This window comes from Ruegeria sp. D4 (assembly GCF_056534475.1).
On record NZ_JBQFPJ010000001.1, the window covers coordinates 462,153 to 477,674 of the forward strand.

At 57.5% G+C, this 15,522-nt stretch carries 13 protein-coding genes and 1 tRNA gene; 9 read left to right on the forward strand and 5 right to left on the reverse strand.

Annotated elements, in window-relative coordinates; translation table 11 throughout:
• The first annotated feature begins 78 nt into the window (after nucleotides 1–78).
• From ACR0MI_RS02315 to ACR0MI_RS02325, 3 genes are all read left to right on the forward strand, one after another.
• The gene (locus ACR0MI_RS02315) at nucleotides 79–585 is read left to right on the forward strand and encodes a cold-shock protein (RefSeq protein WP_480440326.1); all 507 of its coding nucleotides are present in this window, start codon (nucleotides 79–81) and stop codon (nucleotides 583–585) included.
• A gap of 6 nt (nucleotides 586–591) precedes the next feature.
• Nucleotides 592–1,059 (forward strand): DUF192 domain-containing protein, encoded by a 468-nt coding sequence (locus ACR0MI_RS02320; RefSeq protein ID WP_170614938.1) that lies wholly within the window; start codon nucleotides 592–594, stop codon nucleotides 1,057–1,059.
• A 43-nt stretch (nucleotides 1,060–1,102) separates the two neighbouring features.
• Nucleotides 1,103–1,179, forward strand: a tRNA-Pro gene (locus ACR0MI_RS02325).
• 9 nt (nucleotides 1,180–1,188) lie between these two features.
• Here the strand turns inward: ACR0MI_RS02325 and ACR0MI_RS02330 are convergent.
• The gene (locus ACR0MI_RS02330; protein ID WP_480535378.1) at nucleotides 1,189–1,608 is read right to left on the reverse strand and encodes a hypothetical protein; all 420 of its coding nucleotides are present in this window, start codon (nucleotides 1,606–1,608) and stop codon (nucleotides 1,189–1,191) included.
• A 559-nt stretch (nucleotides 1,609–2,167) separates the two neighbouring features.
• On the opposite strand from ACR0MI_RS02330, the gene ACR0MI_RS02335 reads away from it, so the two are divergent.
• Together ACR0MI_RS02335 and ACR0MI_RS02340 are read left to right on the forward strand one after the other, a co-directional pair.
• A complete protein-coding gene (locus ACR0MI_RS02335) occupies nucleotides 2,168–5,788 on the forward strand; it encodes a vitamin B12-dependent ribonucleotide reductase (protein ID WP_170614940.1) in 3,621 nt (1,206 codons plus the stop codon).
• 527 nt (nucleotides 5,789–6,315) lie between these two features.
• Complete coding sequence (locus ACR0MI_RS02340; protein WP_170614941.1) at nucleotides 6,316–6,561, forward strand: penta-EF hand family protein; 246 nt, start codon at nucleotides 6,316–6,318, stop codon at nucleotides 6,559–6,561.
• Nucleotides 6,562–6,611: 50 nt separating this feature from the next.
• Here ACR0MI_RS02340 and ACR0MI_RS02345 read toward each other — a convergent pair whose 3' ends face one another.
• Nucleotides 6,612–8,156, reverse strand: coding sequence for a trimethylamine methyltransferase family protein (locus ACR0MI_RS02345; protein WP_170614942.1), 1,545 nt, complete (start codon nucleotides 8,154–8,156; stop codon nucleotides 6,612–6,614).
• A 426-nt stretch (nucleotides 8,157–8,582) separates the two neighbouring features.
• Here ACR0MI_RS02345 and ACR0MI_RS02350 point away from each other — a divergent pair, with 426 nt between their 5' ends.
• Entirely contained in the window at nucleotides 8,583–9,101 is a 519-nt protein-coding gene (locus ACR0MI_RS02350) for a porin family protein (protein WP_170614943.1), read from the forward strand.
• A 217-nt stretch (nucleotides 9,102–9,318) separates the two neighbouring features.
• Here the strand turns inward: ACR0MI_RS02350 and ACR0MI_RS02355 are convergent, their stop codons facing one another.
• Both ACR0MI_RS02355 and ACR0MI_RS02360 read right to left on the reverse strand, forming a co-directional pair.
• Nucleotides 9,319–9,618, reverse strand: a complete 300-nt coding sequence (locus ACR0MI_RS02355) for an aminotransferase class I/II-fold pyridoxal phosphate-dependent enzyme (protein ID WP_170614944.1) — start codon at nucleotides 9,616–9,618, stop codon at nucleotides 9,319–9,321.
• 261 nt (nucleotides 9,619–9,879) lie between these two features.
• Nucleotides 9,880–10,224, reverse strand: coding sequence for an MmcQ/YjbR family DNA-binding protein (locus tag ACR0MI_RS02360; protein WP_170614945.1), 345 nt, complete (start codon nucleotides 10,222–10,224; stop codon nucleotides 9,880–9,882).
• A gap of 218 nt (nucleotides 10,225–10,442) precedes the next feature.
• On the opposite strand from ACR0MI_RS02360, the gene cysS reads away from it, so the two are divergent.
• From cysS to ACR0MI_RS02375, 3 genes are read left to right on the forward strand one after another with little or no spacing between them, the layout of a single operon-like run.
• On the forward strand, nucleotides 10,443–11,840 hold the full coding sequence (gene cysS / locus ACR0MI_RS02365) for a cysteine--tRNA ligase (RefSeq protein WP_170618970.1): 1,398 nt from the start codon (nucleotides 10,443–10,445) through the stop codon (nucleotides 11,838–11,840).
• Nucleotides 11,840–13,474, forward strand: coding sequence for a citramalate synthase (cimA, locus tag ACR0MI_RS02370; protein WP_170614947.1), 1,635 nt, complete (start codon nucleotides 11,840–11,842; stop codon nucleotides 13,472–13,474). Before cysS ends, cimA begins: the two co-directional genes overlap by 1 nt.
• Nucleotides 13,475–13,476: 2 nt before the next feature.
• Nucleotides 13,477–14,253, forward strand: a complete 777-nt coding sequence (locus tag ACR0MI_RS02375) for a squalene/phytoene synthase family protein (protein WP_170615109.1) — start codon at nucleotides 13,477–13,479, stop codon at nucleotides 14,251–14,253.
• Nucleotides 14,254–14,261: 8 nt separating this feature from the next.
• Here ACR0MI_RS02375 and ACR0MI_RS02380 read toward each other — a convergent pair whose 3' ends face one another.
• On the reverse strand, nucleotides 14,262–15,488 hold the full coding sequence (locus ACR0MI_RS02380; RefSeq protein ID WP_170816553.1) for an MFS transporter: 1,227 nt from the start codon (nucleotides 15,486–15,488) through the stop codon (nucleotides 14,262–14,264).
• Nucleotides 15,489–15,522 lie beyond the last annotated feature (34 nt).

Genomic DNA, 15,522 nt, shown 5'->3' on the forward strand with positions numbered 1-15,522 from the left:
CCATTCCCATACACATCAAACCCTTAACGAAGTGCTAATTTTCGCGATGGGAAAACAGTGCCAGAAGATCTGAACAACATGTACCGCGTACGTGGACACGTTAAATGGTTCGATCCCGCAAAGGGGTACGGATTTGTTGTGTCCGACGAAGGCGGCCCGGATATTCTGTTGCATGTGAACGTGTTGCGCAATTTCGGGCAAAGCTCGGTCGCCGATGGCGCCGGTATCGAGATTATGACGCATCGCACTGATCGCGGAGTTCAGGCGGTCGAAGTCGTGAGCGTCGATCCTCCCGCACGTGCAGATGCCATGCTGCTGGCCGATTTCGCCGATCTTGACCCGGTCGTGATTGCCAACGCACCGCTTGAGGCGGCGCGCGTCAAATGGTTCGACAAGGGCAAGGGCTTTGGCTTTGCAAATGTCTTTGGCCGTGATGAAGACGTTTTTCTTCACATTGAGGTTCTGCGCCGGTCCGGGCTGGCCGATCTTCAGCCGGGCGAGGCCCTGGCGATGCGTGTCATCGACGGCAAGCGGGGACGTATGGCGGCGCAGGTTCTGGCCTGGGAAGCTGCTCTGGACGCATAAGTGCCAATGATCAGGTTTCTCTCGGTTCTCATTATTCTTTCAGTAATGTGGGCTGAAACCGCGTTGGCGGCCTGTCGAGAAGACAGGATCTATGTCCGGAACGACAAAACTCACATTCGGTTTGATATCGAACTTGCGATCTCGCCTCAGGACCGTGCGCGCGGATTGATGTTTCGGGAATCACTGCCGACACAGTCGGGGATGCTGTTTGTCTTCGATCCGCCGCAACCCGTGGCGTTCTGGATGAAGAACACGCTGATTCCCTTGGACATGATTTTTCTGGATCAGTCCGGGTCCGTAATGAAAGTGCACCACAATGCGGTTCCGGGTGATCTGACCCCTGTCGACGGCGGGGGTAAGGTATTTGCGGTATTGGAAATTAATGCCGGTCTCGCGGCGCGGTACCTGATAACGCCCGGTTCCCAGATGCGGCACAAAGTTTTTTCGCGCGGACCTGCGATTTGGCCCTGTTAGGGCTTTTCAAATCAAATCGGCACGTTTAGGAAGGCGCACGGTCCGGGGCGTGGCGCAGTCTGGTAGCGCACCTGTTTTGGGTACAGGGGGTCGTAGGTTCGAATCCTGCCGCCCCGACCACTTCCAAGATTAAATTGGGTTTCCACCAAATTCGGTGTACAGCCGCGAAAAATCGCGATTAACCATCTCGCTTTGCACTGGAATCTTCACGGTCTTCCCACTTTTCTGCGGAACCAAAAAAAACAACTCGGCATCAACCCGATAGCCAGCCTGGATCTTGCTGGAATGCAAATAGGTCACGATCTGCGGCAGGTTCTGAGGATAACCGTCAAAGTTGAGAATCAGATAGGCCGTCATGTCGGGGGGCAGCAACTCGCGGCATTCGACGGTGTTTCGGTCGGTTTTTACATATTTGTTGCCAGGGCCCGCGCAGTCGGTTTCAAACGCACTGAACAGCTTTTGGGGATACTCCGGGAATTCAGCGCTGCGCGATGACGGGGACGTGTCTTGTGGTGTGCAGGACACGATCAGCGCGGCAACAGGCAGCAAATGAAGCAGATTCATATGTAAAACCAACAGGGTTCAGATTTTAGCGATGATTTCACTATGGCATGGGACCGGCGCGCGGGACGATGATTCTCTGGCCCGAGCATTAACATCGTGTTGCTTGATCATTGGCCGATAACCATGGCGAGAAAAAAGAGAAATCAATTTGAGCCGCCCGGCGGTCGGGTCCCTCGTGGAAGCGTCTTACCTGTGGAGGAATCGTGGACAAGTGAATTGCGAGTTCCTCATGGGATGAGGTCAACATAAAAGATTTGAAAAAAGATCGAAAAAGCCCGTTGACCACATATGGGTATATACGTCAGATTGTATGGGCCGAAAGACGTGCCACAATATCTGGTAGGCACTTACCAGAATAAGGCAACGGGCGAGGGACGGAAAGCATACCAATGCCACGTGCAGCCGAATTGTTCGGCTATGCGCTGTCAAAGGCAGCGACCGATACCCTTTTGTCCGGAAATCGGTGGCAGGCGGTCGACACCCCGCAAACAAGATTTGGTGTCGAAAACCGAAAATTAAGCTGGTTGTAGCTAGGGCGGCGGACATGAAGATTGACAGAAAATTCACCAAATCCGGGCAGGATGCATATGCAGATCTGGAGTTTGTTTCGGCAACATCCGAAATCCGCAACCCGGATGGGACAATTGTTTTCCGTCTCGAGAATATCGAAATCCCTTCAAGCTGGAGCCAGGTTGCCAGCGATGTCATCGCCCAAAAATATTTCCGCAAGGCTGGTGTTCCGTCCAAGCTGAAGAAAGTCAAAGAAAAGGACGTTCCCGAATTCCTGTGGCGCTCGGTTCCCGCTGAAGACGCTGAGTTTGACGGAGAAATCTCGTCCAAGCAGGTGTTCGACCGTCTGGCCGGCGCTTGGGCGTATTGGGGCTGGAAAGGCGGTTATTTCTCGACCGAGGATGACGCGCGCGCTTACTTTGATGAGATGCGCTATATGCTGGCGACCCAGCGCGCAGCACCGAACAGCCCGCAGTGGTTTAACACCGGTCTGCATTGGGCCTACGGGATCGACGGCCCGGCGCAGGGTCACCATTATGTCGACTACAAAACCGGCAAGCTGACCAAATCCAAATCCGCTTATGAACATCCGCAGCCGCACGCGTGCTTCATCCAGTCCGTTGATGATGATCTGGTGAACGAAGGCGGCATCATGGATCTGTGGGTGCGCGAGGCGCGCCTGTTCAAATATGGTTCGGGTACCGGGACCAACTTCAGCCATCTGCGTGCAGAAGGTGAGGCGCTGTCGGGTGGTGGCAAGTCCTCGGGCCTCATGGGCTTTCTCAAGATCGGCGACCGCGCCGCTGGCGCGATCAAATCAGGCGGGACAACCCGTCGAGCAGCAAAGATGGTGATCGTCGATGCAGATCACCCGGACATCGAGCAATTCATCGAATGGAAGGTGATCGAAGAGCAGAAGGTGGCCTCGATCGTTGCCGGATCGAAGATGCACGAGAAGATGCTGAACGGCATTTTCGAGGCCATCCGCAGCTGGGACGGCGCGCAAGACGACGCGTACGACCCCAACAAGAATGACAGGCTGAAGAAAGCGGTGCGCGAGGCGAAGAAAGTCGCGATCCCAGAGACTTACATCAAGCGTGTGCTGGATTACGCCCGGCAGGGCCACGATAGCATCGAGTTCCCGACCTACGACACAGACTGGGACTCGGAAGCCTATAGCTCGGTTTCGGGTCAGAACTCGAACAATTCCATCCGCGTGACCAACGCGTTCCTGACTGCTGTTGAGAAAGACGCTGATTGGGAGTTGATCAACCGGACGGATGGCAAGGTCGCCAAGACCGTCAAAGCACGCGATCTGTGGGAAAAGGTAGGCCACGCCGCATGGGCCTGCGCTGACCCGGGCATCCAGTTTCACGACACCGTGAACGAATGGCACACTTGCCCCGAAGATGGTGAGATTCGCGGCTCGAACCCGTGCTCGGAATACATGTTCCTCGACGACACGGCCTGTAACCTGGCCTCGTTGAACCTGCTGACCTTCCTCAAGGATGGTGAGTTCCAGGCGGCGGACTATATGCACGCCTCGCGCCTGTGGACGCTGACGCTGGAAATCTCGGTGACGATGGCGCAGTTCCCGTCGAAGGAAATCGCGCAACTGTCCTATGACTTCCGCACCTTGGGTCTGGGTTATGCCAACATCGGCGGCCTGTTGATGAACATGGGCTACAGCTATGACTCGGATGAGGGGCGTTCGATCTGCGGCGCGTTGACTGCGATCATGACTGGTGTGGCTTATGCGACCTCGGCCGAGATTGCCGGAGAGCTTGGCCCGTTCAAGGGTTACGAGCGTAACGCCGACCATATGCTGCGCGTTATCCGCAACCACCGCCGCGCGTCGCAGGGTGTGACCGAGGGCTATGAGAAGCTGGCCGTGAAGCCGGTACCTCTCGACCACGGAAACTGCCCGGATAAGCGTCTGATTGATCTGGCCATGTCGGCCTGGGATGAAGCGCTGAGTCTTGGTGAGAAGAACGGTTATCGCAACGCGCAGGCGACCGTGATCGCACCGACCGGCACCATCGGTTTGGTGATGGATTGCGACACTACCGGGATCGAGCCTGACTTCGCTCTGGTCAAGTTCAAGAAGCTGGCCGGTGGTGGTTACTTCAAGATCATCAACCGCTCGGTGCCGTCGGCGTTGGAAAAGCTGGGCTATTCCTCGTCTCAGATCGAAGAGATCGTGGGTTACGCGGTTGGTCACGGCACCATCGGCAACGCGCCGGGGATTAACCACACCTCGCTGACCGGACATGGCTTTGGTCCGAATGAATTGGCCAAAGTGGACGCCGCGCTGGAAAGCGCTTTTGATATCCGGTTCGTGTTCAACCAGTGGACGCTGGGTGAGGACTTCTGCACCGGCGTTCTGGGCATCCCGGCGACCAAGCTGAATGACCCGACATTCGATCTGCTGCGCCATCTGGGCTTTACCAAAGCGGATATCGACGCGGCGAACGACCATGTCTGCGGAACCATGACGCTGGAAGGTGCGCCGCATCTGAAAGAAGAACACTATTCGATCTTCGACTGCGCCAACCCGTGCGGCAAGAAAGGCAAGCGTTTCCTTGGGGTTGATAGCCACATCACCATGATGGCGGCGGCGCAAAGCTTCATCTCGGGTGCGATCAGTAAAACGATCAACATGCCGAATGACGCAACCATCGAGGATTGCCAGAAGGCATATGAATTGTCGTGGTCGTTGGGTGTGAAGGCCAACGCGCTGTATCGCGACGGCTCGAAACTGTCGCAGCCTCTGGCCGCGGCGCTGGTCGAGGATGACGACGAAGCGGCAGAAGTGCTGGAGAGCGGATCGGCACAGGAGAAAGCCGTTGTTCTGGCCGAGAAAGTGATCGAGAAGGTTGTGGTCAAAGAGATGATCCGCAGCCATCGCGAGAAACTGCCGCATCGCCGCAAGGGTTATACCCAGAAGGCGATCGTGGGCGGGCACAAGGTTTATCTGCGAACGGGTGAGTTCGAAGACGGTAAACTCGGCGAGATTTTCATCGATATGCACAAGGAAGGTGCTGGCTTCCGTGCGATGATGAACAACTTTGCCATCGCCGTGTCGGTTGGCCTGCAATACGGCGTACCGCTGGAAGAGTTCGTCGATGCCTTCACCTTCACCAAGTTTGAACCGGCGGGGATGGTACAGGGCAACGACTCGATCAAGAACGCGACGTCGATCCTGGATTACATCTTCCGCGAACTGGCGGTGTCTTATCTCGACCGCACCGACCTGGCCCATGTGAAGCCCGAAGGCGCAACCTTTGATGATCTGGGTCGAGGAGAGGAAGACGGGTTGTCGAACGTTTCGGAAATCAGCGAAACTGCGGCGTCCAAGTCCTTGGAAGTACTGAAGCAAATCAGTTCGACTGGCTACCTTCGCAAGCGATTGCCGCAGGACCTGATGGTGTTCAATGGCGGGCAGTCCGGCGCGAACGGCATGGCCGAATCTGCAGCACAATTTGCGGCACCGGTTGCGGAGACAGCCGTTGCGACCAGCATGGACGCCCGTACGAAGGCAAAGATGCAGGGATACGAGGGTGACCCGTGCGGAGAATGCGGAAACTACACGCTGGTGCGCAATGGCACCTGCATGAAATGCAACACCTGTGGCGCGACAAGCGGGTGTAGCTGAAGTTTAGCGCCCTGGCACCCCGGGGCGCAGGGGTCGGATGCTGCCTCAGTGACCGGCCCCGACGAATACGGAGAAAGGCTCTGAGACTTACCAACTGACCTTTCTCCACTCGGCCGACATGCCCGTGTTGGCCGGGAACAGGGTGGGGCGGAATATCGGTCCTTCCCACTCTTTCACGGGGCGGGTGCGCTCGTCCCATGCGCAGTCCAGGCCGCAGGCAAAAAAACACCGGGCGGTCAACGATACGAGCCTGGAAGGCGAAACTGACAGGGGGCTTCGGCCCCCTTTCTTTTTTGACCTGAGCAAAGCCTTGCCGGAATGCGCTCCTGTCATCGGGCAAGATCCGCCGAACAGAACCTCGAGTGTTTTTCTTGGCGGTGGACCGCAGATGCGACTCTGCAAAACACGCAATGATTGGCCTTAATTGCACACCCTCAACCATTGCGACTGACAGAAGACGTCACTCGGGTGTTTCTGGGGCCTGTCCGGACAGAAAACAGACAACAAAACTCTCAGGAGGCACCGAAATGAAACGCCAAAATCTGGCTGTATTCTCAGCAATCGTACTTGGATTGCCCACACTGGCCGTCGCTCAATCCTCAGTGGACACAAACGGGGATGGCGTACTGACAATCGAAGAAGTGCAGGCAATTCTGCCCGATGTCGACGCAGACGGGTTCTCGGCCATGGATGCAAATGGCGACGGCGCGCTGGATCAGGCCGAGATTGCCGTCGCACAGGAAGCGGGTTTGCTTCCATCCAGTGACGGCTAAATCCGGGTGCGGGAAAGCGGCCTGAGCATTTCAGGCCGCTTTTCAGTGTCTCATCTCGGCAAGTGAATGTTGAATCTGCTTCGAAGTTCAGCATCCAACAGCGGGTCGAATTGTGCCGGCGACGGTGCTGACAGGATTTCCTCTTTTCGCTTGATCGCTTTCTCAATCAGATCAGGTTTGCCGAGTTCCACCCATTCCTTGGGTGAGGAGCGATCTCCGAAGGTCGGATAGACATAATCTGCCTGCATGCGGCTGAGCGTTGCATCCGTGCCAAGATAGTGACCCGGTCCGCCCATGCAGACGGCCGCCATCTGGTCCAGCGCCAAAGTTTCGTCCGTCACTTCGATCCCGCGCACGCAGCGCTGCGCCTGGCCGATCAGGTCATCACTGAGGATCAGGCTTTCGAAGCAGAATCCCAACAATGAGGCGTGCATTCCAGCCGCTTCGTAGACCATGTTCAGGCCCGACAATCCGGCCATAACGTTCGAGCACATCTGCTCCCACCCGGCCTGCATGTCCGGCAGTTTCGCATCCGATGCTCCGGCGGCGGCACCGCCCGGAAGGTCGTAGAACCTGTGCATCTGGGCGCAGCCTGCGGTCAGAAGGGCCTGTTCACCCGAACCGATTGACATCGCGCCGGTGCGCAGGTCCAGACCAAAGGGCCAGGTGCCAAAAACGGCTGGCGCACCGGGTTTGACGGCATTGACGTAAACCAGACCGGCCAGGCATTCCGCCGTTGCCTGAGTGATTGCGCCCGCAATCGTCGAGGGCGCAGTTGCCCCGGCCATTCCCGCCGACAGCAGCAGGACCGGCATCCCGGCCTTAATGCATTCTTCCATGACTTCGCAGCTTTCCGTTGCGAATTTCATTGGCGGAACGACAAAGCAGTTCGAGTTGGACATGAACGGCCGCTCGCGCCATTTGTCCTCGCCGCCCGCGATCATGTGCAGCATTTCTATCGCCGGGGCCACATGGCTGGGTTCGGTAAAGGATGTGCCGATATGTTTGAACGTGCCCGAGGTCGTGGCGTAGACCGTGTTCAGATCCATCTCAAGGTTGTCCGCAATATCGCGGCAAACCATCGGACGCTGCACAAAGTGAATGTTGTCAAGCTGCTGGCAGATGCGTGATGCGTCATGCAGATCCTGCACGGTCGAATCGCGGTATTCCTGACCATGTACATCGACCATGCTGACAGCAGCGCCGGCCGTGCCGTAATGAACACGCGTGCCTGACAGTTCCAGATCGGTCTTTCCATCCCGGCTGTAAAGCGTCACGGAACGATTGGCTTTGGCGATGGTATCTTCCACCAGCGCACGCGGGAACCGGATGCGACCGTCATCACCCAGGGTACAGCCTGCGGCAACAAGATAATCGATCCCGCTTTGCGGCGCATCCGCAAGGCCAATCGTTTCCAGCGCTGTCAGCGCAGCTTCGTGAATGCGTTCCAACTGTGCCTGAGTCAGCACGTTCAGGGTGCCGCCCTCCATTCCGGGCCGCACGGGGCGCAGGTGATCGGGCAGGGCAGAGGCACGGGCGGCACGGCGCGCGGAGCGTCCGCCGCTGCGAGAGGAAGTACGGGTTTGGTCGTTCATGTGTTTGGTCCGGGTTAAGAGCTGTTCCTGAAGAGTGGCTTAATTCACCCTCAGAATGGCCTTCCCCGCGCCGCACGTCCGCGGTCCGCACCAATGGTGCGGCTGATCAAGCGGATTTTCCAGTAGTCGCTTTTCATGCGGACCTCTTTCGTTGGCCGTAGTTATCCTTCACCCGGCGACATGATCTGTCCTGTTTGCGACCCAAACTTAGAAATAGGTCGCCATTGCTCCCTTTCTTTGTCGAAAGGGTTTCAGCGTGAGATTTCTTCCCGTTCGGGTGGAAATCTGATATAGTCGGATCACTATTTATTAACCTGTCTGTTGTCAGAATTGAAATATCGGTTCTCGGACCCAATGTTCGGGTAAATGGTTTGTAAGCGCCTCGAAATTCCCGCTCATTGGGGCTGTAACATGTTGGAGACGTGAATGAAATTCAGCACGGCCCTCATTGTCGCAGTGACAATGTTAAGCGCCGTCCCGGCAGTCGCCGAGGATTGGACCGGGGGTTATGCAGGATTCAGCTTTGGGTATACTGAAGCGGATGGCCCCAACGGATCCAGCGGTGACGATTCCAGTTTTGGACTCCATGTCGGCTATGACCACGATTTCGGAAGCTTCGTTCTGGGAAGCGAATTGGAATACAATCACCTGTCGCTGAGCCTAGGTCAGGGGGAAGGGACATTAGACAGTCTGACACGGCTGAAACTGCGCGGCGGGTACGATTTCGGACCGGCGCTGGGGTATGTAGTGGTTGGGGCCGCACGGATCGATACCTCCGCCGACAATGACACAGCAGCGGTCTACGGAATTGGCGTTGCCTATCCGGTCAATGACAGATTTATCATCAGTGGCGAGGCGCTACGTCAGAATTTTGACAACGTGACCCGATCAAATGGCAGTCTTGGCGCCAACACGTTCAATCTGCGAACGACCTTCCGGTTCTGATCACTGGTTCGGCTTCTCCCGGGAGCGTTCATTGCCAAATCACGCAGTGTTTGCAGCGCTGCAATCAAGAGGTCGTTTGCGATCGTCATCGCAACCCGGATGTGACCAGCCGCAACGCTGCCCAAGCTCTCACCTTGCCTCACCGCAATGGAATGCGTTTCGAGCAGCGCCTTTGCAAATGCCTCACCACTTCGCCTGTTGACACGAACATTCAGCATCAAATACATGTCCCCTGTTCGGGCACCAGCCTGACAACGTTCCGAGTGCTCAACAGTTCGATAGCCAAGGTTCGCCGATTGCGGGCGAGTTCCGAGAATTCCTGTTTCATATCACTGCCCGAGTTCAACGCAATACTCGCGGCGTCCTGAATAGACCCGGGAACACCATTCATGGTGTGTGTTGCCAGATTAACCAGTTGGGTGTTGACGTCTTCAATCTCGACGATCCAACTGCGGCGCGAACCTGTCGTAAAATGTGATTTGGACATTGAGCCGACGACTAAGATGCGTTCGGCCATACCCGGCTCAGTACGAGGCGAAATATGGACGCCACCCCAAACCTGAGTATCATCGACTTCGTCCGAAATCAGTCAAAGGTCGCGTGTTCGGCAAATATCAGAGATGCTTTGAAACGGGTCGGCGGAAAAGACCGCTCCGGTTGGGTTGGTGGGCAAGGTTGATCTGCAAGGACAACGCCCCCGTCGGCTGCGGTATCGCTCCGTTCTGGGCGTGGCGCGAACTCGTTTTCCGGCCGGGTCTGAATGGCGTTGTATTGTCAATCAGCTACGAGGTGGCAACTCAGCCTGTACTTTTTTGGTAAGCGATTTGCGCACAATGTCATAGGAAGCGGTCAGCCGGTGGCGCATCTCGTCGGCATCCGTTTCCCATGGCAGCAGCAACCAGCTGCGGTGGAAATAGGGCGCTTTGGTGCCGACGCCCGCTTCGATCAGCATCTGCGCAGTGTCGACATCAGGGGTTTTTACTGAAACGCCGGTGCCCGCCGTGCCAATGCAGGCAAACATCTTGCCGCCAATCTTCCACGCGTCATGACCGCCACCCCAGGGGTCGGACACTTCCGCTCCGGGTAGGTCACGGCATATGGAGTTCACGAGATCTCGGCTCATACAAGGCAGAGTGCCCCGCCATCCGCGCGATCACAAGCCTTGGCTTGTCGTGCTTTACGTGGTAATCGGTCCTCATGAACCGGATGACCTGCATCATTATCTGCTGCATTACCTGCTGATTTCTCGAGCGGGCCGGTTTCTTTCGTTTTCATCCCTGAGACAAGTTGCTAAGCCCGCGCCAACGCGCAAGCTACTGCTGTTTCTTAGGAGCCCACCAGATGACGACCATCAGACTGCACAACACACGGACGCGGACGAAGGAAGATTTCGTGCCGATCGATGCCGACAATGTGCGGATGTATGTCTGCGGCCCGACCGTCTATGACCGTGCGCATCTGGGCAATGCCCGGCCCGTGGTGGTGTTCGATGTACTTTATCGATTGCTGCGGCATGTCTACGGCCCGGAACATGTGACCTATGTGCGCAACTTCACGGATGTGGATGACAAGATAAATGCGACGGCGCTGGCCCGAAAGCAGGCAGGCGCGTTCGGGTCGCTTGAGCAGTTGGTGCAGGAGCGTTCGGATGAAACCATCGGCTGGTATCTGCACGACATGGGCGCCCTGGGGGCGCTGGAGCCGAACGAGATGCCGCGAGCGACACAATTTGTCGATCAGATGATTGAAATGATCGAAGACCTGATCGCAAAGGGGCACGCTTATGCGGCCGAAGGTCATGTGCTGTTCGCGGTGGACAGCTGGAAGGAAGAATACGGAAACCTGTCTGGGCGGTCGGTCGACGACATGATCGCAGGCGCGCGGGTCGAGGTTGCGCCCTACAAGAAGAATCCGATGGATTTTGTTCTGTGGAAGCCCTCGACCGATGAGTTGCCTGGTTGGGAGTCGCCCTGGGGCCGTGGACGTCCGGGATGGCATATCGAATGCTCGGCCATGGCCTATGAACTCTTGGGCGAAAGCTTCGACATTCATGGGGGCGGCAATGACCTTATGTTCCCGCATCATGAGAACGAAATCGCCCAGAGCAAATGCGCTCATCCGCATGGTGAGTTTGCAAGGGTCTGGCTGCACAATGAGATGCTGCAGGTCGAAGGGAAGAAAATGTCCAAATCGCTGGGTAATTTCTTTACCGTCCATGATCTGCTGGAGCAGGGTGTGCCGGGCGAGGTGATCCGCTTTGTGTTCCTGCAAACTCACTACCGCAAGCCCATGGACTGGACCGAGAAAAAGGCGCGCGAGGCCGAGGGGACGCTGCGGAAATGGCGGACGCTGACAGCGGGCATCGAGCCCGCCGCCAGCGTGACGCCCGCGTTTGTGGAGGCGCTGGCCGATGATCTGAATACTGCGGGTGCCGTCGCGGAACTGCACCGGCTCGCAGCGAAAGGGGACGCTGCTGTTCTGTTGGCTGGCACCCGTCTTCTTGGTCTTCTGACGGATGAGATGGGGGACTGGGCGCATACAGATAGCGTCGATTTGTCCGGCCATGCCGAAAAGCTTGTTCAGGCACGGGCTGCTGCCATGCAGAGCAAGGATTTCGCTGAAGTGGATCGTCTGAAAGCCCTGTACGTTTCAGCAGGCATTGAAGTTCGGATGGGCAAGGATAGTGTCGAATTGGTCCCCGGCGCGGGCTTTGACGCATCCAAGCTGGAAGGTGTGTGATGACCAAGGAACGGCTCTATCTTTATGACACCACCCTGCGCGATGGGCAGCAGACACAGGGCGTTCAGTTCTCGACCGCTGAAAAGGTGCAGATCACACAAGCGCTGGATGCGCTGGGGATTGACTATATCGAAGGCGGCTGGCCGGGTGCCAACCCGACGGACAGTGCGTTTTTCGATGTGGCACCAAAGACTTCGGCCTGTCTGACCGCGTTCGGGATGACCAAACGTTCGGGTCGGTCCGCAGACAATGATGACGTTCTGGCGGCGGTGATGAACGCAGGGACGCAAGCGGTTTGTCTGGTGGGGAAATCACATGATTATCACGTGACCGACGCGCTTGGTATCGACCTTGCGGAAAACACCGAGAACGTGCGCGCCTCGGTCGCGCATGTCGTGGCGCAGGGTCGCGAGGCTTTGTTCGATGCCGAGCATTTCTTTGATGGATACAAGGACAATCCTGACTATGCGATCTCGGTTTGTCGCGCTGCACTGGACGCTGGTGCGCGCTGGGTTGTATTGTGTGACACTAATGGTGGTGCCTTGCCTGCGGAGGTCGGGCGCATCGTTTCCGAGGTGATCGCTGCCGGGCTGCCTGGGGACCGTCTAGGTATTCACACCCATAACGACACGGAAAACGCGGTAGCCTGTTCGCTAGCCGCTGTAGATGCAGGCGCGCGCCAGATACAGGGTACGCTGAACGGATTGGGCGAGCGATGCGGTAACGCCAATCTGACCGCCCTGATTCCTACGCTTTTGCTGAAGGAACCCTATGCCTCGACCTATGAGGTTGGCGTCAGTCACGAAGCTTTGTCAGGTCTGACGCGGATCAGTCGGATGCTGGACGACATATTGAACCGGGTGCCCAGCAAGCAGTCGGCTTATGTCGGGGCCTCAGCCTTCGCGCACAAAGCAGGGCTGCATGCCAGCGCGATTCTTAAGGACCCGTCGACTTATGAACATGTCGACCCGGCGACTGTTGGCAATTCGCGCATCATTCCGATGTCAAACCAGGCCGGGCAATCGAACCTGCGCAAACGCCTGACCGAAGCCGGGCTGACGGTCGAAGCCGGCGATCCGGCGCTGGGGCGCATACTGGAGCGGATCAAGCAGCGCGAGGCGGTTGGGTATTCCTACGACACCGCGCAGGCGAGTTTTGAATTGCTGGCCCGTGCGGAACTGGGGCAACTGCCTCAGTTCTTCGAGGTCAAGCGTTACAAGGTCACGGTTGAGCGGCGCAAGAACAAATACAACAAGATGGTCAGCCTCTCCGAGGCCGTCGTTGTAGTGAAGGTCGACGGGGAAAAGAAACTGTCGGTCAGTGAATCGCTGGACGGCGACGGCAGCGACCGGGGCCCGGTCAACGCCCTCGCCAAGGCGTTGGCCAAGGATCTGGGTCAGTATTCGCGGATACTGAATGACATGCATCTGGTCGACTTCAAGGTGCGCATTACTCAGGGCGGCACCGAGGCGGTCACGCGGGTCATCATCGACAGCGAAGACGGGCAGGGACGCCGATGGTCAACTGTTGGTGTCAGTGCCAACATAGTTGATGCCTCGTTTGAGGCGCTGCTGGATGCGATCCAGTGGAAACTGATACGCGACTGCAATCCGCGTTCGGAAGCGGCAGAGTGAGCGTGCAATTCGACGACGATCTCAAGGCCTGTGCGCAACTGGTGCACCGGGCGGATCCGGATCGATTCATGGCGGCAATGGCCGCCCCGGTTCCTGCACGCGCGGTCCTGTTTCCCATTTACGCACTGAATGTCGAAGTTGCGAGGGCGCCGTGGGTGACGCAAGAGCCGATGATCGCGGAAATGCGCCTGCAATGGTGGCGAGATGCGCTTCAGGAAATCGCCCAAGGCCCGACGGTAAGACGGCATGAGGTCGTGACGCCGCTATCCAGGGTTCTCAGCCCTCATCTGGCCTCGGCTATGGATGAATATGTGGCGGTAAGGCGTTGGGATATATACAAAGACTCTTTCGAAGATGAAGAGCACTTCGATACCTATATCGACCAGAGTGCGGGAACATTGATGGTCGCGTCAGCGCAGGCGCTCGGCGCTGCAGATGAAGCCGTTTTGCGCGATTTTGGCTATGGCGTCGGGGTCGCCAACTGGTTCCGCGCCATCCCCGAGCTTGAGGCGCGCGGCCGCATTCCTTTGTTGAAGGGAACACCCGATGCCGTACGCGCATTGGCGCAGGCTGGGCTGGATCGGCTGAACAGCGCGCGCGCAAGGCGGGCGGATGTTTCAGTGCAGGCCAGACCCGCGCTATTCGCTGGCTGGCAGGCGGACTGGGTGTTGAAGCAGGCGTTGGCGCAGCCTGAACGCGTCGCCAATGGCACATTGTGGCAAGGGGAAGTCAGTCGCCGCGCGTCACTGATGTGGCGGTCCGTCAGCGGTCGCTGGTAATACGTTTGTCAGGCTGTTTCGGCCTCGGCCGGTTTAAGAACCAGCCACAACAATGCGCCACCGGCCAGCGTCAACAATGGGATCATGGCCAGATTGACGGCCGTCCATCCCTCGACCGGTGAACCGCCCGAGCAGTTCATCAGTCCCCCCGATGCCAGCGACGCCAGAGTAACACCGCCAAATACCAGCAGATCGTTCAGTCCCTGCATCCGTCCACGCTCGTTCAAGGCGTGCGAGTCCGCGAGCATGCTGGTCGCGCCGATAAAGCCGAAATTCCAGCCGATCCCGAGCAGGATCAGGGCAACAAAGAAATTGCCAAGCTCAACGCCTTGCAGGGCAACGACGCCGGCCGCTGCCAGAATGGCCAGCCCGAGCGCGACGATCTTTTCAACCCCGAACCGGGCTATCAGTTGGCCGGTGAAAAAGCTGGGGACATACATCGCCAGAACATGGCTGGTCACGATATCCGCCGCGTCATTCGGGCTGAAACCGCAACCTACAACCGCCAGTGGAGTGGATGTCATTACAAGGTTCATCAGCGCATAGGACACCATGGCGCAAATCACCGCCACCGCGATGCGCGGCGTTCTGAGCATTTCGATCCGCGTTCTGCCCTTCGGCGCGTCTTCGGCGGGTTTTTCCGGTGTGGGAATATCGAGGAAAAAGAACAGGGCCGACCCGAATACGTTTACGGTAATCACGGCCAGATAGGTGCCGAGAAATGGAATGACATACGCTTGCGCCGTCAGCTTGACGATCTGGGGTCCTATGATTGCAGCGGCAAGCCCACCAGCCATGACGTAGGAAATCGCCTTCGGACGAAAGCCGTCTGACGCAGTGTCGGCGGCGGCAAAACGGTAAAAGCCGTGTGCGCTCATATAGATACCGGTCAGCAGGCTGCCCAGCAGGAAGATCGGGAAAGACCCCAGGTACAGGCCGTACGCCCCGACAACGCCACCACAAGCTCCGGCAGTTGCACCAACAAGAAAACCCACCCGGCGACCCCATTTCTGCATGATCGCCGAGATCGGTGTGGCGGCCAGCATCGACCCCAGCACGATCAGTGAGATAGGCAATGTTGCAAGGCAGGGGTTGCTGGCCAGCGACTGCCCCGCCAACCCGCCGACAATGAACATCATCGGCATTTGCGCGCCCAGAATGGCCTGCGCGGCAACCAGAACCGCTACGTTGCGTTTGGCCTGAGAATTGTCGGGAGAGGCAGTGATCATCGTCATGGGGCATGGGTATCGGTGAAATCCCCGGCACACA